Source organism: Sphingopyxis sp. BE235 (genome assembly GCF_031457175.1).
GTDB lineage: Bacteria > Pseudomonadota > Alphaproteobacteria > Sphingomonadales > Sphingomonadaceae > Sphingopyxis.
The window spans coordinates 588,150-612,113 of the sequence record NZ_JAVDWC010000001.1 but is presented as its reverse complement, the minus strand read 5'-3'; the positions used below and the strand labels follow the sequence as shown (position 1 = coordinate 612,113).

The following is a 23,964-nucleotide window of genomic DNA, read 5'->3' as shown; positions in this document are numbered from 1 at the left end:
CGTCGGCTTTCGACCGCTAGTTGCCGTTCCTATTTATCGTCATCCCGGACTTGATCCGGGATCCCGCTTTTTTTTTGAGGCACCGACTGGCTTCGACATCAAGCGGGACCCCGGATCAAGTCCGGGGTGACGAAGAGAAAGGAGACGACGCCAGCTCCCACTCCAAAGCCGACACTCACCACATCCGCAGATTCGCTCAGGCCAACCCTGCTGCCTCAATCGCCGCCAGCGCGCTTTGCAGCCGCGCATCGCCCTCGCCCTCGACCCATGCCCATTTGAGTTTGCGCCGGTCGAGCTCGCCGATCGCGACCTCCATGAACTGATCCCGCGCGAGTTCGCTGCCGAACAGGCGGGTGCCGTCCTCTTCCCACGAAAGGTCCATCGCGGGGACGAGATAGAGGTCAGCGACCTCGTCCCACAAGTCGATCTCGGGCAGACGGCGGCCGAGCAGCATGATTGCCCACGCCTGCGTCATCAGCGGATCGGTGTCCGAAATCAGCCATTCGGGCCGCTGCGCGAGCGCTTCGCGCGTCGCCGCCAAGTGGCCGTCGAAGATCGCGAGCAGGTCGACTTCGTCGAGGTTGGTGCCGTTCGCCTCGGCATAGGTGCGGCCATATTCGGGGACGACGAGCCCGCCGAGCTGAAGCGCGAGCCGCGGCGCGAGCGTCGATTTGCCCGTGCTTTCGGCGCCATGGAGGCAGATATGGCGCGTCATATCGCTGCCCTGCCCGCGGCCGCCGCGCGCCGCCACTGGAGCAGGCCGTCGATCGACAGGCCGAGCAGCACGACATAAACCGCGCTCGTCGCGTAAAGCCCGCGCGACGCGAACAGCGGCACCGCGATCAGGTCGACGAGGATCCAGAGGAACCAGCTTTCGACGCGGCGCCGCGCGAGCAGCCATTGCGCGGTGATGCTGAGCATCGCGATCGCCCCGTCGATCCACGGCGCGGCCGCGTCGGTATAGCGGTCCATCGCAAAGCTCCACCCCGCCCACGCGGCGATCGTCGTAAGCGCCCAGCCTCGCCGCGCACGCTCGGTCATCCAGCGCACCGGCACCCCGCTGTCATCGCGCGCGCGCATCCAGGCGGCCCAGCCATAGAGATTGAGCGCGAAGAAAAAGCCCTGGAGCAGCATGTCGCTGTAAAGTTTCGCCTCGAAAAAGACGAAGGCGTAGAGAGTGACCGCGACGAGCGCGAAGGGATAGTTCCACACGCTGCGCAGTGCGACGAGTGCGACATTGGTCAGCACGAACGCCGCGGCGATCCATTCGAGATAGCTCATTCGCTGGCCCCGTGGCGCTCGACGTGTCTGGGGCGCGTCCACAGCCCCTCGCGGCTGATCCGCCGCTGCGGCGGGCGGCGCAGCACCGACCAGCCCGCGCGCGCGACCCAGCCGAGCTTGGCGAAGAGGCTCGATGCGGCGCGGTGATCCCACGCATGGTCGCCGCGCGCACGCACTTCGCGCACGATATCGCCATAGATGCCCGCGGCGGCAAGCACCGCCCAGCGGCTGCGCGGGCCGAGCTTGCGCGCGCCCCAACGCGCCGACGCCTCATATTCCTCGGCCATTTCGGACAGCCATCGCGCCATCACCGACAGGCGCCCGCGAAAGGCGGGGTGCATGTGCTGGCCGGGCGGGATGTCGAGTTCGACCAGCCATTCGACCGGCAGGTAACATCGGTCGGCGGCGGCATCCTCGGCCACATCGCGCGCGATATTGGCGAGCTGGAACGCGATGCCGAGGTCCGAGGCGCGGTCGAGCGTCGTCTCGTCGGCGGGATCGATGCCCATGACGAGCGCCATCGCGACCCCGACCGCGCCCGCGACATGGTAGGAGTAGCGAAGCAGATCCTGCTCGCTGCGCGGGCGCCAGTCCTTCGCGTCGAGTTCGAAGCCCGCGACGATATCGTCGATCACCCAGCGCGGAATCGCGACTTCGGTCAGCAGGAAGCCGAGCGCGTCGAACGCCATGTCGCCCGTCGGCTGCCCGGCAAACGCCTTGTCGGTCTGCGCGCGGATATAGGCGACCGCGGCGACCGGATCATGGTCCGGCTTCATCGCGCCGCCATGATCCTGCCCGTCGGTCAGATCGTCGGCGGCGCGGCACCAGGCATAGAGCAACCACACCCGCTCGCGCGTTTCGCGGTCGAAGAGCTGGCTGGCCAGCGCGAAGCTTTTCGATCCGCGCGCGATGCTGTCGTGCGCGAAACCGTGGAGGGCATGTGCATCATAGGCCCCCGCCTCACTCATTACAGATTTTCGGCCTTCATCGCGAAAATCGTCTTGTGCGGGACATAAGCCGCCATTTTTTCGAGCAAATCGTCGAGCCCGGCGTCGACGATCATGATCCCGGCGTGCGCGGGGCGGATGAAGCCGACCTCGATCATGTTGCGATTGAACGCGATAAGGTCGTTGTAGAAGCCCGCGGCGTTGAGCAACCCGACGGGCTTGGTATGATAGCCGAGCTGCGCCCAGCTGATCGCTTCCCACAGTTCGTCCATCGTCCCGACGCCGCCGGGAATGGTGAGGAAGCCGTCGGAGAGGTCGGTGAACATCTTCTTGCGTTCGTGCATGCCCGAAACGACGTGGAGCTCGGTGCAGCCGCGGTGCGCGACCTCGGCGCCGACGAGCGCCTCGGGGATGATCCCGATCACCTGACCGCCGGCTTCCAGGGCGCTATCGGCGACCGCGCCCATCAGCCCCAATCGGCCGCCGCCATAGACGACGCCGATGCCGCGCTCGGCCAAGGTGCGCCCGACGTGGCGCGCGGTTTCGATATAGATCGGATCTTCGGGGGTCGCGGACCCGCAATAGACGGCAAGGCGTTTCATTTCTGTCTCTCAACTTCAGTTGGCGGCCTTACATGACCAAGCATTTTTTCCTCACAGGCCCCAAACTGCAAAAAGTTCTTCCGAGCTTGGTTCAGACTCAAATTTCCGTTCGGTCCACCGCGCACCTCATCTGCATCCAAATCATCTTGCCCATCATCTTCCCAATAGCAGACAGGGCATATTTCATAGTCTGCGTGCGCCTCGATCGTGAAAAACCGACAACAAGGGCATTCGACTTTGGAACTCACTGCTTGGAACCTTCCAACATCAGATTGGCGGTCGCCTTGGCGCTGCCGACGACCCCCGGGATACCCGCGCCCGGATGCGTGCCCGCGCCGACGAAGTAAAGGTTGGAAATCACATCGTCGCGGTTGTGCGCGCGGAACCAGGCGCTTTGCCACAGCACGGGCTCGAGGCTGAACGCGCTGCCAAGATGCGCCGACAGGTCGCGGTGGAAATCGGCAGGGGTGTAGTGGAAGCGGGTGACGAGGTTGGCGCGAAGGCCCGGGGCGACGCGGCGTTCGACCTCTTCGATGATCGCGTCGGCGAAGTGCTGCCCGAACGCGCCGTCCCAGTCGGCTTTGGCCTTGCCCAGATGCGCGACAGGGGCGAGCGCGTAGAAGGCGGAATGACCCGGCGGCGCCATGCCTGGATCGGTGATGCTGGGATGGTGAAGGTAGAGCGAGAAGTCGTCGGGGATCACGCCGCCGTAAATATCGCCCAGCAGCCCCTTGTAGCGCGGGCCGAACAGGATGCTGTGGTGCGCCACATCGGGATAGGAGCCCTTCACGCCGAAATGGACGACGAAGAGCGAGGGCGACCAGCGTTTGCGCGCGAGGCTTTTCGCAACTTTGCTCCCGCGCGGATGGTCGGCGAGCAACGTCTGGTAGCTGTGCATCAGGTCGCCGTTGGTTGCGATCATGCCGGCTTCGGCGTGCCAGCCGCTTTGCGTCGTGACGCCCGTGACGCGGTCACCCGCGGTTTCGATCTGCGTCACCGGATCACCAAGCCGCAGCGCCCCACCGAGCCGCTCGAACAGCCGCACCATGCCGCGCACCAGCGCATTGGTGCCGCCCCGCGCGAACCAGACCCCGCCCTCTTTCTCGATCGTGTGGATCAGCGCATAAATCGCGCTCGTCGTCATCGGGTTGCCGCCGACGAGCAGGGTATGGAACGACAAAGCCTGCCGCAGCCGCTCGTCCTGCACATAAGATGACACGATCGAATAGACGCTGCGCCACGCCTGATATTTCATCAGCGCGGGCGCCGCTTTGATCATCGAGGCGAAGTCGAGAAAGGCGACCGCACCGAGCTTCACATAACCCTGCTCGTACACACCCTTCGAATATTCGAGGAAGCGGTCGTAGCCGGCGACGTCGGCGGGATGGAGCTTGGCGATTTCGGCACGGAGCGCGGCCTCGTCGTTCGAATAATCGAAGTTCGTGCCGTCGGGCCAATTGAGACGGTAAAAGGGCATCACCGGGACGAGGTCGACGTCCTGCGCCATGTCCTGTCCGCTCAGCGCCCATAGTTCCTGCAAACAGGGCGGATCGGTGATCACGGTTGGGCCCGCGTCGAAGGTAAAGCCGTCCTTCATCCAGTGGTACGCGCGCCCGCCGGGCTTGTCGCGCGCTTCGACGATCGTCGTTTCGACGCCCGCCGACTGGAGCCGGATCGCGAGCGCGAGCCCGCCGAAACCCGCGCCGACGACGATCGCGCGGCGCGTCATCGCCAGTCGCGTTTCCACAACGCGGAAATCGCACGGCCGATCGGCACCGGCGGCCTGCCCGACAGGATGCGCAGCTTGTCCGCCGTCGTCGACCGCCCGGCATAGAAGCGCGCGATCAGGCCCGGCGACAGGCGATAGAAACGCTCGAAGATGCGGTAGCGCTCGCCCGGATCGGCGGCGCGGAAGGCCATTGCGCCGAGCATGCGGTAGAAGCGCTGGCGCCGCCACGCCGCCGCGGCGCGATCGCGGAGGATGGCGGGAAGGTCGGCGCGATCGACGAGGCCGGGCAGCGATGATGCAGTGCGCACGGCATCGGGAAGCGAGTAGCCGGTGGTCGCATGGAAGGTGCCCGCGCGCACCCCGATTCGTGCGGTGCGGTCGGATGCGGGCCACAGCCGGTCGAAATCGCCCGCGATCACCACCGGAAGCACGCCGCTTTCCTCGCGCGTCGTCGCCGCGACGTCCCAGCCCTGCGCCGCTGCATAGGCCGCGATCCGCTCGCGTACGAAGCCGACGTCGAGATCGGCGTCGTCGCTGTAATAAGTGTCCTCGACGAACAATGTCTCGGCATCGAAGGGCAGCAGGTAGACGAAGCGATAGCCGTCAAGTTGCTCGACCGTCGCGTCCATCACGACGGGCTGCTCGACGCCGTGCCCGCCCTTCACCGTCAACGCCTGCCCGACGAACTTTTGCCAGCCGCAGTCGAGGCCCGCGAATTTCCCCCCGCCGCGCGCGTCGATCACATGCTTTGCCGAAAGCCGCCCTCCGCGTGACAGCAGCAGGTGATCGGGCGCGACATGCTTGGCCTTGTCGACGATGACATGCCCCGTCGGCAGCGCCGCCATGACGGCATCGGCGAGCGCTTCGCCGGTGATGCTTTTGTACCCCATGCGCAGCCGGCGCTCGTGCGATGGGAAGCGCACATCGTAGTGCGGCCAGTGATGGCGGACGAGCGGCGCGACGAGCCAGCGGTCCTTCTTCGCGATGTCGCTGTCGAAAAAGGACCAGATATGATTGCCGCCGATCGGCCCCGGCTCGACCAGCCGTATGTCGAGGTCTGGGCGCTTCGCCGCGAGCGCAAGCGCCGCGAGCCCGCCGGCGAGCCCGCCGCCGACGATCGCGATGTCGCATTTATCGTTGCTCGGCCCCACCATTCCCCTGCCTTAGCCACGCGAACGCGCGGGCGCAAAGCCATTGCAACGCGGCGGCGAGCGGCTAGCCTTGTGCGATGACCGGCTGGCCGATCCTTTTGTCCGCACTCGCGATGACCGCGATCGTCGGCGTGCGCTATCTGATCACCAGCGGCGGCTTCGCGCTTGCGACGCGGTGGAAGCACCCCGGCCTCTATCGCGGGCTCGAGCCGCAGATGCGCCGCGAGGTCGGGTGGAGCCTTGCGAGCGCCGCGATTTACGGGGTTCCGGCGGGCGTCGTCGCGTGGGGGTGGCAGGCGCATGGCTGGACGCGCATCTACAGTGATTGGGGCGCCTTTCCGCTCTGGTATCTGCCGCTTAGCCTCTTCGCCTATCTGCTGATCCACGACACATGGTTTTACTGGACGCACCGCTGGATGCACCGGCCAGCCTTGTTCCGCGTCGCGCACAGCGTCCATCACGAAAGCCGCCCGCCGACCGCGTGGGCCGCGATGAGCTTTCATCCCCTCGAGGCAATCACCGGCGCAATCGTCATCCCCGCGCTCGTCTTTCTGATCCCGATCCATGTCGCGGTGCTGGGGCTCGTACTCGCGATCATGACGATCATGGGGGTCGGCAATCATATGGGGTGGGAGATGTTCCCGCGCGCGCTTGTTCATGGACCCGCCGGCCGCTGGCTGATAACCGCGACACATCACGAGGCGCATCACGCCGCTTACCGGGGAAATTATGGACTTTATTTCCGCTTCTGGGACAAGGCGTGCGGCACGGACCTTGGCCTTGGTCATTTCGGCCGCGCTGCTGGCCGCCGCGGCAGCGCCGCCGACGCCCGCTCCAACAGTTGAGGTCAGCGTTACCGGGCTGCGCAGCGCGAAGGGACAGATCCTCGTCTGCCTGACCACCAACCCCAAAGCATTTCCCGACTGCAGCAAGGACAAGGGGTCGGTGCGCATGGCGGTGAAAGCCGCCGACGCCGGCGATTTCGCGGTCCACGCGCCCGCGACCGGCACCTATGCGATCGCGGTCGTCCATGACGAGAACAGCAACAACAAGATGGATGTCGCGATCTTCGTGCCCAAGGAAGGCTTCGGCTTTTCGCGCAATCCGGCGATCACCGTCGGCCCGCCGAGCTTCAAATCGGCAAGTTTCGCGGTCGCGGGCGATATGCGCCAGTCGATCAAGATGAAATATATGCTCTGACGGGTGTAGCGTCGTTCGCAACCGTTTGGGGTAGGGAGCGGACGTTGCTTCATTTTCTTTCGTCATCCCGGACTTGATCCGGGATCCCGCTTTTTGAGGCATCGGCTGGCTTCGACCTCAAGCGGGACCCCCGATCAAGTCCGGGGCGACGATGAAAGCGAGCGTCGGCTACCGCTCGTTATTCGCCATAAGCCCCGCCGGAGAATCGCAAGCGCCATTGTAGGGCCGAGGGTGCAGCGCTAAAGCAGCGCGCGTGACCGCGACATCCTCCCGCATCGCCGCTTTTGCCGACCGTTGGCCAAAGCTTGTTGCCCTCCTGCTCGGTGCCATTTCGGCAACCGGCTTCGCCCCGCTCCACCTGTGGCCGCTGACCCTGCTCGCGCTCGGCGGCTGGATGGTGCTTGTCGCGCGCAGCCCCAAGGGTTCGCGCGCGCTGGGTATCGGCTGGGCGTTCGGCGTCGGCCATTTCGTCGTCGGCCTCAACTGGATCGCAACCGCCTTCACCTATCAGGCGGCAATGCCCGCATGGCTCGGGTGGATTGCGGTCGGCCTGTTGTCGCTGTATCTTGCAGTCTATCCGGCGCTTGCGGCCTGGGGCGCGTGGATGATGAAGCCCAAGGCAGACGCGCATTTTGCGGCGCCGTCCTACCTGCTGGCCTTCGCCGGCCTCTGGGCGCTCACCGAATGGCTTCGCAGCTGGATTTTCACCGGCTTCGCATGGAACCCTTTGGGGGTGATTGCCGTCCCGCACGTTGCCGCGCCCGCCCGCTGGATTGGCACATATGGCATGAGCGCGATCGTCTGCCTGTTCGCGGCGGTGATGATCCTAGCGTGGTTTCATCGCCGTGTCGCCGCAGCCACGCTTTTCGGTAGTCTGCTCGCCCTATGGGGTGCGGCATTTCTGTCGCAAACGGGCAGCAACGTCGATGCCGCCGTTCGCGTTAAGGGTACGCAGCGCATCCCCATCACCGTCGTCCAGCCCAATGTCGGACAGGAAGACAAATGGGAGGGCAGCAAGGCCGACCTCAATTTCGAAAAGCTCGCGCGTCTGACGACGCCGAAGGATGACACGCCGCGCCTGATCCTGTGGCCCGAGGCGGCGGTGCCCGATTATCTCGAAGCGGGCTATCCCGCCCCTTATTACGATCGCTCGCCCGTCGAGGCGCGTATGCGGCTCATCAAACTGATGAACCCCGACGACCTGATGCTTCTGGGTGCGCTCAAGCTCGAACTCGACAAGACGGGCGATGTCGTCGGCGCGCGCAACGCGGTGATGACGGTCCATGCCGACGGCACGCTCGGCCCGCGCTACGACAAGGCGCATCTTGTCCCTTACGGCGAATATCTGCCGATGCGCCCGATCCTGTCGGCGATCGGCCTGTCGCGGCTCGCCCCCGGCGACATCGATTTCTGGCCGGGCCCCGGCGCCCGCACCCTCGACCTCGGCGCCTTTGGTCGGGCCGGGCTGCAAATCTGCTACGAGATCATCTTTTCAGGCCAGGTCGTCGACCGGGCGCACCGCCCCGATTTCATCTTCAATCCCTCGAACGACGCCTGGTTCGGCGGCTGGGGCCCGCCGCAACATCTGGCGCAAGCGCGGCTCCGCGCAATCGAGGAAGGGTTGCCTGTCGTGCGCGCGACCCCGACGGGAATCAGCGCCGTCATCGATGCCGACGGCCGCATCGTCGAATCGCTGCCGATGCATGCGGCGGGACGCATCGACACCTTCGTTCCGAAGGCGCATGCCCCCACGCTCTTCGCGCGCTATGGCAACATGCTGCCGGTCGGGTTTGCGTTGCTGTTGCTCGCGCTGGCCATTGCCTTTCGTCGGCGCGGACGCTAACAGCACCCCCACATAAAGCTTCCTTTATATCCGTTCATAGAAGGCTCTCCATGCGCAACAGCTTCCTCTTCACCTCCGAAAGCGTGTCCGAAGGACATCCCGACAAGGTGGCCGACCAGATCAGCGATTCGATCGTCGACCTGTTCCTGTCGAAGGATCCCGAAGCCCGAATCGCGTGCGAGACGCTGACCACCACCCAGCTCGTCGTGCTGGCGGGCGAAATCCGCTGCAAAGGCGTGTTCGAGAATGACGAGTGGGCACCGGGCGCGCTCGACGAGATCGAAGCCACTGTGCGCAAGACGGTGAAGGACATCGGGTACGAGCAGGCTGGCTTTCACTGGGAAAGCTTCCGCTTCGAGAATAATCTCCACGCCCAGTCGGCGCATATCGCGCAGGGCGTCGACGAAAGCGGCGACAAGGACGAAGGCGCCGGCGACCAGGGTATCATGTTCGGCTATGCGTCGGACGAGACCCCCGACCTGATGCCCGCGACGCTCGATTACAGCCACAAGATCCTCGAGCGTATGGCGGCCGACCGCAAGGCGGGCACCGCACCCTTCCTCGAACCCGATACCAAGAGCCAGGTCACGCTGCGCTATGCCAACGAGCGTCCGGTTGAGGCGACCGCGATCGTCGTGTCGACCCAGCACGCGCCGGGCTATTATTTCCACAATGGCGAAGGCGACGAAGCAAAATACACCGAGCTGCGCAAATATGTGCTCGGCGTGATCGCCGATGTGCTTCCCGCCGAACTGCTCACCGCGAACACCGTCTATCACATTAACCCGACCGGGCGTTTCGAGATCGGTGGCCCCGACGGCGACGCCGGCGTGACAGGCCGCAAGATCATCGTCGACACCTATGGCGGCGCGAGCCCGCACGGCGGCGGCGCGTTCAGCGGCAAGGACCCGACCAAGGTCGACCGCTCGGCGGCGTACATCACCCGCTATCTGGCGAAGAACATCGTCGCCGCGGGCCTCGCGCGCCGCTGCACGATCCAGCTCAGCTACGCGATCGGCGTCGCCGAGCCGCTGTCGATCTATGTCGACCTGCACGGCACCGGTACCGTTGACGAAGGCAAGATCGAGGCGGTCATCCCGCAGCTCGTGCGCCTGACGCCGAAGGGCATCCGCACGCACCTCGGCCTCAACAAGCCGATCTACAAGCAGACCGCAGCGTACGGCCATTTCGGCCGCACGTCGGAGGGCGACAGCTTCCCGTGGGAACGCACCGACCTGGTCGACAAGCTCAAGGCGGCGCTCGCCGCCTGACGCTCATTTGATGTCGCATTATGCCGGGTGGCGGGTTGCCGCCGCCCGGTCGCGCGGCTAGGGCGCGCCCCATGACTGCACATAAGCCCGGCGATCCGACGACGATCAACCGCCTCTACGGCCGTTCAAAGGGCAAGCCCCTGCGCGCGGGCCAGCAGGACCTGATCGACACGTTGCTGCCGCAGATCGCGGTTCCCACCGAGGGCGAGGTCACCGCCGAAGCGCTGTTCGGTTACGACCGCCCGCTCCATTTCGAGATCGGCTTTGGCGGCGGCGAGCATATGGCGGGGCGTGCCGACATGCTGCCCGATCATGGCTTCATCGGCGCCGAACCCTTTATCAACGGCGTCGCCCAGGCACTGGTCCACGTCGCGGGCGATCATGGCGCACGGCTCCCCATCGGCAATGTTCGCATTCATCATGGCGACGCGCTGGAAGTGCTGCGGCGCATCCCCGATGGCGCGCTCAGCTTCGCCTATCTGCTCCACCCCGATCCCTGGCCGAAGGCGCGCCACGCCAAGCGGCGGATGATGAACGACGGCCCGCTCGACCTGATCGCGGCAAAGCTCAAACCCGGCGGCGAGTTCCGCTTCGGCACCGACCACCCGATCTATCTGCAGCACGCGTTGATGGTGATGCGCCGCCACCGCCATCAGTTCGAATGGCTGGCGCAGGATTCGCAGGATTTCCAGGTCCGCCCTGGCGGCTGGCCCGAGACACGCTACGAAGCCAAGGCGCGCACTCAGGGCCATGAGGTCTGGTATTTCCGCTACCGGCGGACGGCCACAAAATGCAGCTGACGCCCCAGGCACTTCATACTATATTTTGACGCGAATTCAGCCTTCCAACCCGCTTCAGTCGCTGATCACAATCTGGCGGCAAACGACCGAGCGTGAACGGGCAACGCCTTTCCTTACTAGCGGCTTGGCATAAAGAGACCGCTTATCGTTCGATTTTAGTGGCCAAAATCACCGACGTCGTCGTGCGTTCGACACCGTCGAGGAGGCCGATGTCGTCGATCAATTCGTTGAGCTGCGCGCCATCCTCGGCTTCGAGCATCGCGATGATGTCATATTCGCCGCTGATCGCATGGATCGCCTGTACCAGCGAAAAGCCGGCGAGCGCCTGCTCGACCTCGCGGTGAAAGCGCGGCAGCGTCTTGATCATCATATGCGCGCGCACGCGGCTCGCGGCGAAGGCGTTGCCCAGCCGCACCGTATAGCCGGCAACGACCTTTTCTTCCTCCAGCCGCGCAAGCCGCGAATAGATCGCACCGCGCGAAATGCCGAGCCCCTTGGCAAGCTGCGCGATCGTCTGCCGCGCATCGTCGCGCAGCAAGGTGAGCAGGCGTTCGTCGATCTCGTCGAGATTGACGCCCGAGTGCGGCATCAATCGGCCAACTTCTCGTCGGCGAAGATCGCAATTTGTGGAGTCCCCCCGGCGCTCATCCGCCCACGATACATGCCGAGGTCGTTGATGGCAAAGGCGGGGCGGCCGTCGGGCCCCATCGCGATCAGCCCGCCGTCGCCGCCGATCGCGCCGACCGCCATGATCGCGCCTTGCGCGGCGTCCTTCAGGCTCTCGCCCTTCCACGCGACGCGGTCGCAGACTTGCCGCGCGGCGCTTTCGCGGATGAAATACTCGCCCGATCCGGTCGCCGACACCGCGCATTGCCCGTTCTTGGCATAGGTGCCCGCGCCGATGATCGGCGAATCGCCGATGCGGCCCCAGCGCTTACCCGTCATCCCGCCGGTCGAGGTCGCGGCCGCCAGATTGCCGTCGGCGTCGAGGGCGACCGCGCCCACGGTGCCGAACAGATGCGTCGGGTCGACCGCCGACACCTGCTTTTCGCGCCAGCGCAGCAGCCCCTGCCAGCGTTCCTCGGTGCGGAACCAGCTCGGGTCGACCTGTTCGAGCCCGCGCTCGACCGAAAAGCGGTCGGCGCCGTCGCGCGCGAGCATGACGTGCGGGCTCTTGTCCATCACCGCGCGCGCAAGATCGATCGGGTGGCGCGTGCGCGTCACCCCCGCGACCGCGCCGGCCTTGAGCGTCTTGCCGTCCATGATCGCGGCGTCGAGTTCGTTCTTTCCCTCGGCGGTGAACACCGCGCCGCGCCCGGCGTTGAACAGCGGATTATCCTCGAGCACACGCACCGCCGCGGCGACGGCATCGAGCGCCGCGCCGCCCTTGTCGAGCACCGCGCTGCCCGTGCGCAGCGCTTCGTCGAGCCCGGCGCGATATGCTTTTTCCTTTTCCGGCGAGAGCGTCTTGCGCTCGATCACCCCCGCGCCGCCATGGATCGCGAGCGACCAGCGCGGCACCTCGACGATCTCGCCCGCGCGGGCGGCATAGTTACGCACGAAAACAGGCGCGTCGACTTGCCCCGACGGCAGGTGGAGCACCGAACCGGGGCCGACGCCCGTCACCTTGACGCGCGGCGCGTCGAGCGGGCCGCGCTGCGCGAGGCCGCGGAGCCCCGCTCCGTCGACGACCCACGCATAGCCGTCGGGTTCGGTCGCATAGATGCGCGCGCGGCCGTCGGGTTCGACCGCGAGCGCCGCGCTTTCATCGACGCCGAGGCCGAGCATCGCAGGCTGGTCGGCGGAGCGCCCGGTCTGCGCCTTGGCGACAAAAGCGAACAGCCGTCCGAGCCGCTCGCGTTCCTTGAAATGCGTGTCGGTGACGATGCCCTTGAGCAGCGCGAAATGCAGAAAGTCGCCCTCGATCGTGTTCGCCGGACCGAACGGGTCGGCGAGTGCCTCGGGGCTCTTGATGCTGCCGTCGTCCATCGCGCCGTAGAGCTTCTCGCCCTGAATCGCGAGGCCGGCGCTGGTGCCCGCGAGCGGCTTGCCCGCCGCGACATGCGCGTTGAGGATGTCGCCCACCGGGGTGCCGCGCCAGTATCGCACATAGCGCGCCTGATCGCCGCCCGCGATGAAGATGCCGTCGGCCTTTTTCAGCCGGTCGAGGATCTTTCTGTTCGTCGCCTGCGACCGGCCATGGAAAACGAAGATTTCGGTCGACTGGATACCGCCGATATCGCGGAAGAATTCCTCGCCGATTTCCTTGCCATAGGATGCGCTGATCACGACGATATGGCCGTTCCCGGCCTTGCCGAAAAACCATTTCATCGCGTCGATGTTGCGGTCGCCGCCGCCCATCAACAGCAGCCCGCCCGATACCGGTCCCGGTGTCGGCGTATTCAATTTGCCGAAGACGTAATGCTCGTGGGGCTTATCTTTCGCTTCTTTCGCCGCAACGGGCGCGAGCGAAAGCCCCAGCGCGGCAAGCAGCAGCCCAAATCCCCGCATGATCGAACGCAGCATCCGTCTTCCTTTTCGCGACCCCGGTGAAAAGGCAGCGTACATAATGATGACCTCAAAAGACAATATGATTTCCAAATTTGTCATAGTGATTGAAATTATCGACGCTTTCTGGTCGAGTGAGTGAAATATCCGGTGGTGGGCGAATGGGTTTGATTCGGGCCGGGACAAAACAGGGGGTTTGATAGATGACCAATTTCGGGAAGCGGGCGTTTCGGATTGTCCTCGGGCTGGGCGTTTGCATGCCCGCACTGGCCGTGCCGGCGCTCGCACAGGACGCCCCCGAAGGCGACGCGCAGGAAATCATCGTCACCGGATCGCGCATCCCGACGATCAAGGATCAGGGCCCATCGCCGGTCACCACGATCGATTCCGACACGATCCGCGCCAACGGCTATACCAGCGTCCCCGAACTGCTCGCCGCGATGACGCAGAACAGCGGCGAAACGCAAAGCCCGCAGTCGGGCAGCAGCGCCGATTTCACCCCCGGCGCGCAGCAGGTCGACCTTCGCGGCCTCGGCCCCAACCACACCCTCGTGCTGATCAACGGCCGCCGGATCGCCGACTTCCCGCTGCCCTATATCGGCCGCAGCAACTTCACCGACATCTCGAACATCCCCGTCAGCCTGATCGACAAGGTCGAAATATTGAGCGGCGCGGGCTCGGCGATTTACGGGTCCGACGCGATCGCGGGCGTCGTCAACTTCAAGATGAAGGAAAAGCTCGACGGCATCACGCTCGACTATCGCCACGGCCGTACCCAGCACGGCGGCGGGCTGTCGCACCGTTTCACCGCGACCGGCGGCTGGTCGACCGACCGTTTCAATATCGCTGGCGGGATCGAATATCTCGATCAGCGCCCGCTCTGGGCGTATCAGCGCAAGATCCAGGACAGCACCGACGACGAGCCGGGCGGCGGCCTGCCGCGGCGCACCTTCCTCCGCCGCAACATGGAAGACGAAGTCTATATCGATCCGGGCGCCGACACCTGCGCCGCGCTGTCGAACCTCAACGGCGGATCGATCATCTATGCCTCGCGCCCCAACTGGGGCTATTTCGACGACGCGCTCGATGACTATGGCCCGGGCTTCTATTGCGGCAGCAAGACCTCGATCGGTTACGGCACGATCATTTCGGGCCGCAAGGGTTTCAACAGTTTCGGCACCATGTCGTACGAGCTGTCGGACAATGCCAAGCTGTTCACCGATTTCCAGTTCGGGATCAGCAAGGTCCGCCTGATGTACGACGTGACAAGCTGGAGCTTCGAAGGTTCGTCGAGCAGCTCGAACAACAGCTTCTACAACATCAATCCGGCCGTCGATTCGCTCGACGAATGGACGCGCCAGTTCACGCCCGAAGAAACCGGCGGGCTGGAAATGCAGCGCAGCAAGCAGACGACCTACAGCATCACGCCCGGCATCCGCGGCAATTTCGGCAATGCCTGGAATTACGAGCTGTCGTTCAACTACAGCCGCTACAAGTCGATCGTGCGCTGGCCGCAGATCATCGCCAGCAAGGCGAACGACCTCTATCTCGGTCCGCAGCTCGGCGTCGACGGCGACGGCAACCCGATCTTCGACGCCGATCCGACGCGCTTCTACACGCCGCTGACGCGCGCCGAGTATGAAAGCATCTCGGCCGACACGGTCTACAAGCCCGTCAGCTGGACGAGCAATCTGCAGGCGACGATCACCAACGGCGAGCTGTTCCAGCTGCCCGCGGGTCCGGTCGGCTTCGCCGCGGTCGCCGAATATGGCAAGCAGGGTTACGACCTCAATCCCGACCCGCTCGCGCTCACCGACTATTATTACAGCTGGAAAGACAGCGACGGCAAAGGCAAGCGCAGCCACGCCGCGATCGGCGGCGAGCTTCGCGTGCCGGTGCTCGATTTCGTGACCGTAACCGGCGCCGGACGCTATGATCATTTCCGCTTCGGCGGGGGCAACACCGGCAAGTTCACTTACAATGGCGGGCTCGAAGTGCGCCCGACCGAAAGCCTGTTGTTCCGCGCCGCCTATGGCACCGCCTTCCGCGCGCCCGATCTCCACTATGTCTTCACCGGCCCGGGTAACGTCGAAAGCAGCGTTGACGATTATTATCTCTGCCGTTCCGATCCCAGCGAGGATTATGAGGACATCAGCGATTGCAGCTATTCGGGGACCGGCATCGTCGTGAACCGCAACGGCAACCGAGATCTCAAGTCCGAAACCGGGCGGACGCTCACCGCTGGCGCCGTTTTCTCGCCGTCGCGCCGCCTTCATATCTCGGTCGACTATTTCCGCGTCACGCTCGACAATCAGGTCGACGACCTCAGCGTCAACCAGATCGCGCGCGACGAGGCCGATTGCCGGCTGGGGCGGACGCAGGCGGGAACCGCGGTCGATATCAACTCGCCGACCTGTCAGGATGCGATATCGCGCGTCAGCCGCTTCACCACCGGGCCGTCGATCGGCGAAATCTCGTCGATCCGCGTCAACCCGATCAACATCGCGCGCGAAAAGACGAGCGGGATCGACGTCGCCTTCCGCGGCACGCTGCCTACCAGCTTTGGCGATTTCACGCTGTCGCTCGCGCACAGCCATGTGTTCAAGCACAGCTTCCAGCAATATCCGGGCGATCCTGTGATCGACAAGCTGGCGGCGGACAGCGGCTATTACCTGCCGCGTGACAAGTCGAACGGCAGCATCACCTGGGCGTCGGACGGCGCGCAGTTCACCTTCTCGGGCACGCGTCTCGGAAAACTGCCGAACTATGATGAGGATGCCTATATCAAGGCGAGCTATCTGTTCAACGCGACGCTGCAATATGATTTCACCGATCATATGCGCGGGTCGCTGACGGTGCGGAACGTGTTCGACAAGAACCCGGTGAAGGATCCGACCTGGACAAGCTACCCCTATTACAACACCAGCTGGTTCGACAGCGTCGGCCGCAGCGTCTTCCTGCAGCTGACCTACAAGCTCGGAGGGTCGCCGCTCTGAATTGCCTCCGGACCAACCGATAGGCCGTGTTGGGGCCTATCGGTTTTGGTCGCAAATCCAGCCAGCCAAAAGCCATCAGTAACCTGCCGCATGATGGATCGACCGCCGTATGAGGACTTCCGAAACGATGCTCGGCCGGCGAGCCCTACTCGTTGGATCTGCGGCGCTGATCGCAAGCGGCCCGGTGTCCGTTCGCGCCCGTGCGGGAACCCATCACGCAGACGACAATGCCGCATGGATTCCGTCCGAGACACTGGTGCAGGAACTTCCGCGCCTCATGCGCATCGCCGGCGTGCCCGGCGTCGCCGTCGCGGTCGTGGACCGCGGGAGGCTGGCCTGGAGCAGAAGCTTCGGAGTAAAAAATATTCTCACCCGCGACCCCGTGCGGGAGGATACGCTGTTCGAAGCCGCGTCGATGACCAAGCCGGTCTTCGCCTATGTCGTGATGCGGCTGGCCGACGAAAAGCGCCTCGACCTCGACAAGCCGCTCGCCCGGTATCGCCGGCCGGCGAATTTGGGTATCGACCCGAATATCGAGCTTATCACGGCCCGGCAGGTGCTGGCGCATTCGACGGGCCTGCCCAACTGGGCTTTCGAGCCGCTCGTCACGAGCAGCGCGCCCGGATCGCGCTACACCTATTCCGGCGAAGCTTTCATCTGGCTCCAGCTGGTCGTCGAGACGATCATGGGAATGGGCCTCGGCAGCGTGATGCAGGCGAAGCTGTTCGGCCCTGCGGGAATGTCTCACAGCAGCTTCGGCTGGGACGAGGCGATCGCAAGGTCGGTGGTCTTCGGCCATTCCGAACCTCCGGAAGGCGAGCAGAAGCTTCCTTCCCAGCCCACGCGCGAGCTGGGCGACCGGCTGCTCCGGGTCGCTTCGAAGTGGCGCAAGCCGATCGCGTCCTGGACCTATGAGGATTCGGTCGCAGCGATGCGAGAGACAGATCCAAAGACGCCGCCATCGACACACGACCTTCTGGTCAATTCGGCGGGAGGGCTCCTGATGACCGCGTCTGACTATGCGAAGTTCATGGTTCTCATGATGGATCGGCCGGGGCGGGCGGATTGGGAGATTAGCGACGCGGCCCGGCGAGCGATGCTCACGCCGCAGCTCGAAGTGCGCGGGCGCGACATTTCGCGAGGGCTGGGTTGGGAACTCGAGCAATCCTCATCAGGCCAGCTGTTCCAGCACAGCGGCAGCAATTACGGGATATTCAAGACCCTGGGCGTCGGTGATGCGCGGAGTGGGCGGGCGATCGTCGTCTTCACCAATGCCGCGAACGGAAATGCGCTCGCGTCCCGGATCGTTCGGCAGGCAACAGGTATCGACCGGTTGAAATCCCTGGTCTGATCAGCTTGTCGAACCGGAGGATTGTCTCTTCAACCTTTCTCCCGGTGCAAGATCGCCGAACATTCGCGGCAACAATCTGCTCGATAAGAAGCTGGTCAAGGATCTGGCATACGGGCCCAATCTGTATTGCGACAACTCTTGGCCGCGAGCGGCTCGCGAAAGACCCGGCCCGCGGTCATCGGGCTGCACTGGCCGGTTCCAGCCCGTCAGCATATGGGAACATAGCGGCCTTCCGGCGAGCCACGGGACAAGATGCTTCGATCAATTATCGGCGCCGATAGTCGAGAAGGAGGCCCAGAAGGCCGGCGACGCCCAGCGCCGATCGCGCCGCAATTCGCCCTGCGCTTCCTGGAATGCGGCCGGGACGGACAGGGAGGGATTGGCGGCGATCTTCCTGAAGAAAATCTCCATCAGCCGCGCTGTAGCTTCATCGTCGACGCTCCAATGCGATGCGATAACCTCGCGCGCGCCGGCGAACTGGAACGACCGTGCGACGCTGTTGAGGTTACGCGAGGCGATGCCCCTTTCCTCGGTTCCCGTGTTGCAGGCGGATAGAATGATGGCGGCGCGCGCCAGATGGAATTGCGCGATTTCCGACGCCGACAGAAAGCCGTCATTGTCCGATCGGACATTGCTGGCCGGCGGGGTCAGCACCAGCCCCGGTTCGGCCAGACCGCCGGCCTGAGACGCCAGCAGCCCATGGGTCGCAAAGGCGATGAAACGCGGCCGGCTTTCGCGCAAGGCGCCCCGGACATTCCGCTCATCGGCTTCGCTTCCCATCAACAGACGGCTTCGAGCCGGGCCGAAGGATTGCGCGGCCATCTTCAGCTCAGCCGCGGCACCCGGAAGCGGCGCCATCCCCATCAGCATATCGCGATTGGCGACCCCGCGGGTCGCCCAGTCGCCGGGAACGCTCGCCGGCTGGGCCGAAAGCACGTCTTGCTTCCCGATCGCCGGATTGCCGACCCCCAGAAAGCCCTCCCCCTGCAAACCCGGTGATTTGCTTGCCGATCGTCCCGCGCCAGCTGCCTCGCAGCCCGTGTGGCGATGCTTTTGGTCGACAAGCAGGCAGCGCTGCGCACGCAGCATTGAAACCGTTGCAAGCGACATGATGACGCGCTCGTCCGCCATCCATGCGGCGCCTGGGGCTTCCCGGGCCAGCGTTCGGGGGAGGAGGCCGAGGGGCAAGGCTGAAAGCGGTCCGCTGGTCACCGTGAAGATTCGCCGCCTGCTCCCCAGATCCTTTTCGACCGGCGCCACCAGATTGGCATAGATGCGATGCGCGCGTTCGAGATCGATGCCGGTGCCGCGATCCGCATAACCGTCGATCTCTTCCAGAATCCCCGACCGAATGGCATCGACGTCCGATTTCAGTTCGCGCGATCCATAGCCGTCGACGCGCGACCAGCCGGCGCTTTTGGAGGTGACCGCAAAGCTGTAGCTCTTCTTTTCAAACGTCACGATCAGAAGCAGAGCCTCGTCGGCATTGAGCAGGCGCTGCAATCCGGTAAGCGACACGGCTTCGGGGTGCAGGAGATCCCAATAGGCCGGATCGCGGTCGCGAATCCGGGCCTCGATCGCCTCGATGTCCACCAGCAGCGCGGCGCGGCGCTCGGCAGCCTGCTTACCGACAGCGGGGTCGGTCCTCGCGACAAGCGCGTCTTCGAAATCGCGTTCGGCGCGCGTCAAATCGGCAAGCGCGGCCTGCCGTTCGCCTTCCCACACGGCAATTTCGCCATCGCCGCGCGACGCCAGCACCGTCGCTGCGTTGAGATTGATCGTCGATTCCGAAAGGGTCGCCAGCTGGACATATTCGAACGCCTTGCCGATCGCGTGAGGATCGGGTTCCTGCGCTTCCGCCACGAAGCTTGCCGCGGCTAACGCCAGCAGCGCGCCCGCGCGCCGTCCTTGCCAGGGGGTCTGGCGACAAAAGATACGCTGCCGTCCCGTCATTCGCGCCCCACCTCGCCCTCCAATTCGCCGGTTTCGGCGTTCCACAGCCAAAGCCCGTTCTCGCTCGATACAGCCAGGCGCGCGCCGTCAGGCGAAAAGGCGAGCCCCGAGACGCCCGCGACGAAAGTCGCCAGGTGCCGAGGTGCTCGAACCCCGCCCGCGAAATAGAGCCAGAGCCGGTTCTGCCGGGTCAAGGCATAGGCCTGCTTGCCGCCAGGGGAGAAGCGCACCGCATAGACGGGGTCTTCGGTGGTTCCGATGACGCCCGCGACCGCTGATGCATGGCCGCCAAAGGCTTCAGCCTGTGCAAGCTCGTCCTGCGCGGCGGCACTCCCTCCCAAATCTGCGACGACCGAGCAATCTTGCGCGCTCCAACGCGTCGATCGGGCAAGATTCGCGACCGCCGGTTCGCCGCGGCTACCCGGTGCAAAGGTCATTCCCAAACCGACGACTTCCGACCCGTCGGCGGAAAAGGCCAGCGCACCAAATGGGCTGACCGGCTCGCCCGAAGCTACTGTCATTTTCTTCACCGGCGCTGAACATAGTTCGTCCCCGCTGTCGGCCGACAGCAGCCTGAACGTGCCATCGCCGCGGATGTCGGCAACCGCGATGCGCGAACCGTTCGCATCGGCAGCGAGCAGGACGCCGTCGACCTTGTCCTGCCGCCAAAGCAGCTTTCCGCTACCGATCTCGAACGCCGCCGTGCCGCCGCCGTCAAAAAGGCCGGAAACGATGCCTACGTCGCGGGACGTTGAAATCGTCGCGTCGCGGAGCCGGGTACCGCCAGGGATTTTCGCCGAGCGCTCCAATATGTCGGGATTCGAGGTCAGGAATATGTCGATACCGTCCGATCCGAGCGCCGCCACGCGCCGCCCGTCACCCGAAACCATCACGGCCGAGTCCTGATCCGCGGGATATTGTGCGATCAGACGCCGGGTGGTGCTGTCCCATTGCCGCAACGCCTTGCCGTCGCGCTCGCCAATCGCGCTCGACAGCGTGAAGAGGCTCCGTGCGTCCGGGCTGAAGCCGAACGCCCGGATCTTCGCCTTATGACCTTGTGCGGAGGCATCCCCACTCAGCTTGGCGGCCACGCCACCCGTTTCAGCGGAAAAGACGATGATGGCTCCCGCTGCGGAACCGCTCGCCAGGAGATCGGAATCCGGACTCCAGGCCAGGCTGACAACCGCCCCATTATGCCCCGAAAGCTGATGAAGAAGCGCGCCGCTCTCGGTCGAATAGAGGCGGAGCTTTCCGTCGAGGCCGCTGACCGCGATCTTCGCGTCGTCGGGAGACAAGGCGGCCGCCTCTACCAGGCCGCCCATCTGAATGGTCCGGGAGGCACCGGTCCGATCATCTTCAATCGATATGGCCTGCAACCCCACCCGCGCGCGCCTGTGCCCGTCGCCGAACTCGATGGGAAGATTGCGATCGAACGCGGGAGGGACGTCGCCATATTCTGGTTCGCGCGCCGAAGCGAACGTTGCACCTTCGACATCCCACGAAATTTCGCGAGCATATTCCCGGCTTTTGAGCATCCTTCCGTCATCGGAAAATTCGAGGCTCCTTATCGATCCCTCGGGCCGGGGGCTTATCAGCACCGGAGCGTTCGCCGCCCGCTTGCTCGTCGCCGCCGTGAGCGGCGCGAGACGCGATCTGGCCCAGTGGATGTCGATCCCGGCCTCGAACAGCCGCGCGAGGCTCAGATAGTCGACCTCGGCGCCTGGCGAACGCCGCGACGCAAGGCGCTTGCGACCGGCGGCTATTGCGCCCTCCACTTCGGTCTCCAGCATCGGTGTATGGCTTTGCCGCGCCAGATCAACCGATGCCGCCAGACCGATCGTCGTCAACAGATCGAGCGAGTCGTCGGGCAATTTCCCCAGCAATGCGGCCTTCGCGCGGGCAAGATCGTCGACGGCATCGCCCGTCGCACCGAGCGCGAGACGATCCTCCGCGATAGCCCGGCTGACTTCGGCGACGCGGACCGGATCGGGGGTTTCCGACTTTTCGAGCGCTTTGAGCGCAAGCTGGCGCGTGCCAACAGCGCTCTGCAGATCGCCCAAGCGGCGCAAGATATCCGCGCGCAGGTTCAATCGGTCGACCCGCACCGTGAGCGGCAGGATACTATCGACGAGCGTGGAAAAACGGTCGAGCGCCGCGAGCGCGGCGATCGGGCCGTCGAGCGCCTCTTCGCCGCGGCTGCGCTGCAAGAGCAGCGATGCGCGCAGAGCTTCGGTTTCGGCCGTCAACCGAAACAGCGACAAGCGGCTTCGGGTGATTTCCAGCCCGGGCACGAAACCGACCGTTTCCAGCTCGGTGAGGCTCGTCACATCGGACAACCTGTTCAGTTCGAGATATTGCGCCTCATCAAGCTCGACGACCTCGCCCGCCGGATGCTTCGAGGCGACGATGCGATCGAGGAAGGGCCCGAGCTCCTCGATATCGGCGGGGCCCAGCTCGATGCGAAGCCTATCATAGCGCAAGACCCGTTCGGTTCTGGCGGCTGACGCGCCCGCCCGCTCCAGGTCGGCCAGCAGTGCCTCTACCAGCTGCATTGCTCGTACCGGTTCCCGGTCGTCCTTCAACATTGACGCCAGCGTCAGCCGCGCGCGGGCGCTGCCCTGGGCATTAGGCATGGCAATCGCCGCTTCGAGGATCGAACGGGCATCGGCGCGTCGGCCAAGCGCCAGATAGGCTTCCGCCAGTTTGGTTCGCGATGCGGCCCAATGGGGTCCAAGCCTCTCTTCGGTGGCATCCGCACTCGTCAGGATTTCGACAATACCGGCGGGGCGTCCGCTTCGGACCGCTACCTCATAAGCGGCGCGCAGCCGGCCAACATCGCAGGCGATCTCAGCATCAATGCAGAGAAGCTCCGCTCCGCTACGCAGATCGAATATCTGGGTCGGCCCTTCCCGACCAATCGCGAGCAGCCGGCCTCGCGCGACGAGCCGCGAACGATAGACATTGTCGAAATTGGCGAACGCAACCGGCAGTTCGAGGGTACGCTGACCGTCAAGCGACCGGACCAGAGGGCGGTTGTCGACGTCGGAAAGCAACGCGCCGGCAGACACATTGACATCGACAGGGGCGAAGGGCCTCGCCACGGCGACATAGGCCTGCTGTCCGGATTCCAGCGAAAGAACGGATAGCTGCCGTGTGCCCAACCCGGTGCCGATCGCGGTCACGACATGGGTTCCGTCCTCGGCGAAACCGCTGAACTCGCAATCCTCATCAGCCTCGCGAATCCGCGTCCATTCTGCTTCGCCGTCGATGCGGCGACGCAATATTCCGCAATTGTCGCTTGCCACGACGATGGCCCCATCATCGAGGAACTGGCTGGCGCCGATGGTCACGGGCGCTTGCAGGAGCCGTTCCTCGATCCCGGTCCTGGCATTGTGGATCCGCACCTCCTTGCCGTCTTCGGCTTCGGAAAGCAGATAATTGCCGTCGGGCGAGAAGGGAGAGGGACCGACCTTGCCGATCGTTGCCAGAATACGGCCATCGGCCGTATCGAGCAAATAGCCCGGTTCTCGCGACGAGCGCCGAAGCAGCATCGTCTCGCCGCCCGGCGATATCACGGGTGCGACGACAAGAGACGGATCGCCATCGGCGAAGGGCGCGTCGAAGACGCGAACGGAATTTGTAGAACGGCGCCACACAAGGACCCGCAAACGATCCTGCCCATCGGCACCCAGCGCCACAACCTGCCCCGCGTCGGGCGACGCCGAAAGCCCCCTCCATCGAAGAGGCGCCGCATCGACATGGTCGACCTCTCCACCCGTTTCGATCGATCGGATCGACAGACGTCCGGCGCTGTCGCCCGTCAGAAGCAATTGCCCGTCAGCGGACAATCCGGCGATGTGGTCGGCATGCGCGGCGTTCGGGCCAGCAAGCAGTGCCAACGCGAAAAGATACCGCCATCTTGCCAATGATGCCCCCTCCCGGAGATTGGCTATCATCCCTGCCGACGAGAATCCATCCGGTCGCCGGAGGGATGGGGTGAACAGCAGCATCCGTATCCGACCCGCGCCAAGTATCGCTGGCTGGGACCGTGCTGGATCTCGATGCGGATAACCGCGGCTGGCCGCCTGCAGTCAGTCTCGTCTGGATCGCTGCCCCGAGAAAAGCGGACCTCGCTCTCGCTCAGGCAGGCCGGAAGCGGAGCGTTTCGACGGGGAATTTGAACGCAGGCGACGCGAAGCGCCGGTTGGGATAATAGCGATGAATCGTAGCGCCCTTGGCATTTCCATTGCGTATCGGCTCGCACTTCAGAGGTAGCCGATTCCGTCAGGCCAGTTGCAACAGGGATGAGCCGCAAGGCGCTGTGATCATCAA

General features: G+C 64.6%; 18 protein-coding genes. 7 read left to right on the top strand and 11 right to left on the bottom strand.

The annotated features are described in order from the left end of the window. Positions 1-196: 196 nt before the first annotated feature. The 7 genes from J2X38_RS02895 to crtY are packed head-to-tail and all read right to left on the bottom strand — an operon-like array spanning position 197 to position 5,713. Positions 197-715: an AAA family ATPase gene (locus tag J2X38_RS02895; protein WP_310251134.1), complete on the bottom strand. Its 519-nt coding sequence runs from the start codon at positions 713-715 to the stop codon at positions 197-199. Beyond that, complete coding sequence (pnuC, locus tag J2X38_RS02890) at positions 712-1,281, bottom strand: nicotinamide riboside transporter PnuC (RefSeq protein WP_058539126.1); 570 nt, start codon at positions 1,279-1,281, stop codon at positions 712-714. The genes J2X38_RS02895 and pnuC overlap by 4 nt, the downstream gene beginning before the upstream one ends. Continuing rightward, on the bottom strand, positions 1,278-2,249 hold the full coding sequence (locus J2X38_RS02885; RefSeq protein WP_310251130.1) for a phytoene/squalene synthase family protein: 972 nt from the start codon (positions 2,247-2,249) through the stop codon (positions 1,278-1,280). Before J2X38_RS02885 ends, pnuC begins: the two co-directional genes overlap by 4 nt. Beyond that, on the bottom strand, positions 2,249-2,830 hold the full coding sequence (locus J2X38_RS02880; protein ID WP_310251127.1) for a TIGR00730 family Rossman fold protein: 582 nt from the start codon (positions 2,828-2,830) through the stop codon (positions 2,249-2,251). The genes J2X38_RS02885 and J2X38_RS02880 overlap by 1 nt, the downstream gene beginning before the upstream one ends. Beyond that, positions 2,827-3,078: a CPCC family cysteine-rich protein gene (locus tag J2X38_RS22940; protein WP_082639839.1), complete on the bottom strand. Its 252-nt coding sequence runs from the start codon at positions 3,076-3,078 to the stop codon at positions 2,827-2,829. Before J2X38_RS22940 ends, J2X38_RS02880 begins: the two co-directional genes overlap by 4 nt. Beyond that, complete coding sequence (locus tag J2X38_RS02875; protein WP_310251124.1) at positions 3,075-4,559, bottom strand: phytoene desaturase; 1,485 nt, start codon at positions 4,557-4,559, stop codon at positions 3,075-3,077. The genes J2X38_RS22940 and J2X38_RS02875 overlap by 4 nt, the downstream gene beginning before the upstream one ends. After that, a complete protein-coding gene (crtY, locus tag J2X38_RS02870; protein ID WP_310251121.1) occupies positions 4,556-5,713 on the bottom strand; it encodes a lycopene beta-cyclase CrtY in 1,158 nt (385 codons plus the stop codon). The genes J2X38_RS02875 and crtY overlap by 4 nt, the downstream gene beginning before the upstream one ends. 74 nt (positions 5,714-5,787) lie before the next feature. Between crtY and J2X38_RS02865 the strand changes: the two genes are divergently transcribed. The 5 genes from J2X38_RS02865 (at position 5,788) to J2X38_RS02845 (ending at position 10,824) form a co-directional block, all read left to right on the top strand. Further along, on the top strand, positions 5,788-6,555 hold the full coding sequence (locus J2X38_RS02865; protein WP_310251118.1) for a sterol desaturase family protein: 768 nt from the start codon (positions 5,788-5,790) through the stop codon (positions 6,553-6,555). Beyond that, positions 6,491-6,910 carry a DUF2141 domain-containing protein gene (locus J2X38_RS02860; protein WP_310251114.1) on the top strand — a complete coding sequence of 140 codons (420 nt, stop codon included), beginning with the start codon at positions 6,491-6,493 and terminating at the stop codon, positions 6,908-6,910. Before J2X38_RS02865 ends, J2X38_RS02860 begins: the two co-directional genes overlap by 65 nt. A 253-nt stretch (positions 6,911-7,163) precedes the next feature. Next, positions 7,164-8,753: an apolipoprotein N-acyltransferase gene (gene lnt, locus J2X38_RS02855; RefSeq protein ID WP_310251111.1), complete on the top strand. Its 1,590-nt coding sequence runs from the start codon at positions 7,164-7,166 to the stop codon at positions 8,751-8,753. Positions 8,754-8,803: 50 nt separating this feature from the next. After that, positions 8,804-10,024 (top strand): methionine adenosyltransferase, encoded by a 1,221-nt coding sequence (gene metK / locus J2X38_RS02850; RefSeq protein WP_058539120.1) that lies wholly within the window; start codon positions 8,804-8,806, stop codon positions 10,022-10,024. Positions 10,025-10,095: 71 nt separating this feature from the next. Beyond that, positions 10,096-10,824: a tRNA (guanine(46)-N(7))-methyltransferase TrmB gene (locus tag J2X38_RS02845; RefSeq protein ID WP_310251108.1), complete on the top strand. Its 729-nt coding sequence runs from the start codon at positions 10,096-10,098 to the stop codon at positions 10,822-10,824. Between the two features lie 142 nt (positions 10,825-10,966). Here J2X38_RS02845 and J2X38_RS02840 read toward each other — a convergent pair whose 3' ends face one another. Both J2X38_RS02840 and J2X38_RS02835 read right to left on the bottom strand, forming a co-directional pair. Further along, positions 10,967-11,413, bottom strand: coding sequence for an Lrp/AsnC family transcriptional regulator (locus tag J2X38_RS02840; protein WP_058538904.1), 447 nt, complete (start codon positions 11,411-11,413; stop codon positions 10,967-10,969). Further along, positions 11,413-13,350 (bottom strand): isoaspartyl peptidase/L-asparaginase, encoded by a 1,938-nt coding sequence (locus J2X38_RS02835; RefSeq protein ID WP_310251103.1) that lies wholly within the window; start codon positions 13,348-13,350, stop codon positions 11,413-11,415. Before J2X38_RS02835 ends, J2X38_RS02840 begins: the two co-directional genes overlap by 1 nt. Positions 13,351-13,589: 239 nt before the next feature. Here J2X38_RS02835 and J2X38_RS02830 point away from each other — a divergent pair, with 239 nt between their 5' ends. Next, positions 13,590-16,328: a TonB-dependent siderophore receptor gene (locus J2X38_RS02830; protein ID WP_231732679.1), complete on the top strand. Its 2,739-nt coding sequence runs from the start codon at positions 13,590-13,592 to the stop codon at positions 16,326-16,328. A gap of 277 nt (positions 16,329-16,605) precedes the next feature. Next, entirely contained in the window at positions 16,606-17,679 is a 1,074-nt protein-coding gene (locus tag J2X38_RS02825; RefSeq protein ID WP_310251100.1) for a serine hydrolase domain-containing protein, read from the top strand. Between the two features lie 261 nt (positions 17,680-17,940). On the opposite strand, the gene J2X38_RS02820 is transcribed toward J2X38_RS02825, so the two are convergent. Together J2X38_RS02820 and J2X38_RS02815 are read right to left on the bottom strand one after the other, a co-directional pair. Further along, positions 17,941-19,632 carry a CHAT domain-containing protein gene (locus J2X38_RS02820; RefSeq protein ID WP_310251097.1) on the bottom strand — a complete coding sequence of 564 codons (1,692 nt, stop codon included), beginning with the start codon at positions 19,630-19,632 and terminating at the stop codon, positions 17,941-17,943. Next, positions 19,629-23,642, bottom strand: coding sequence for a WD40 repeat domain-containing protein (locus J2X38_RS02815; RefSeq protein WP_310251094.1), 4,014 nt, complete (start codon positions 23,640-23,642; stop codon positions 19,629-19,631). Before J2X38_RS02815 ends, J2X38_RS02820 begins: the two co-directional genes overlap by 4 nt. Positions 23,643-23,964: the final 322 nt, after the last annotated feature.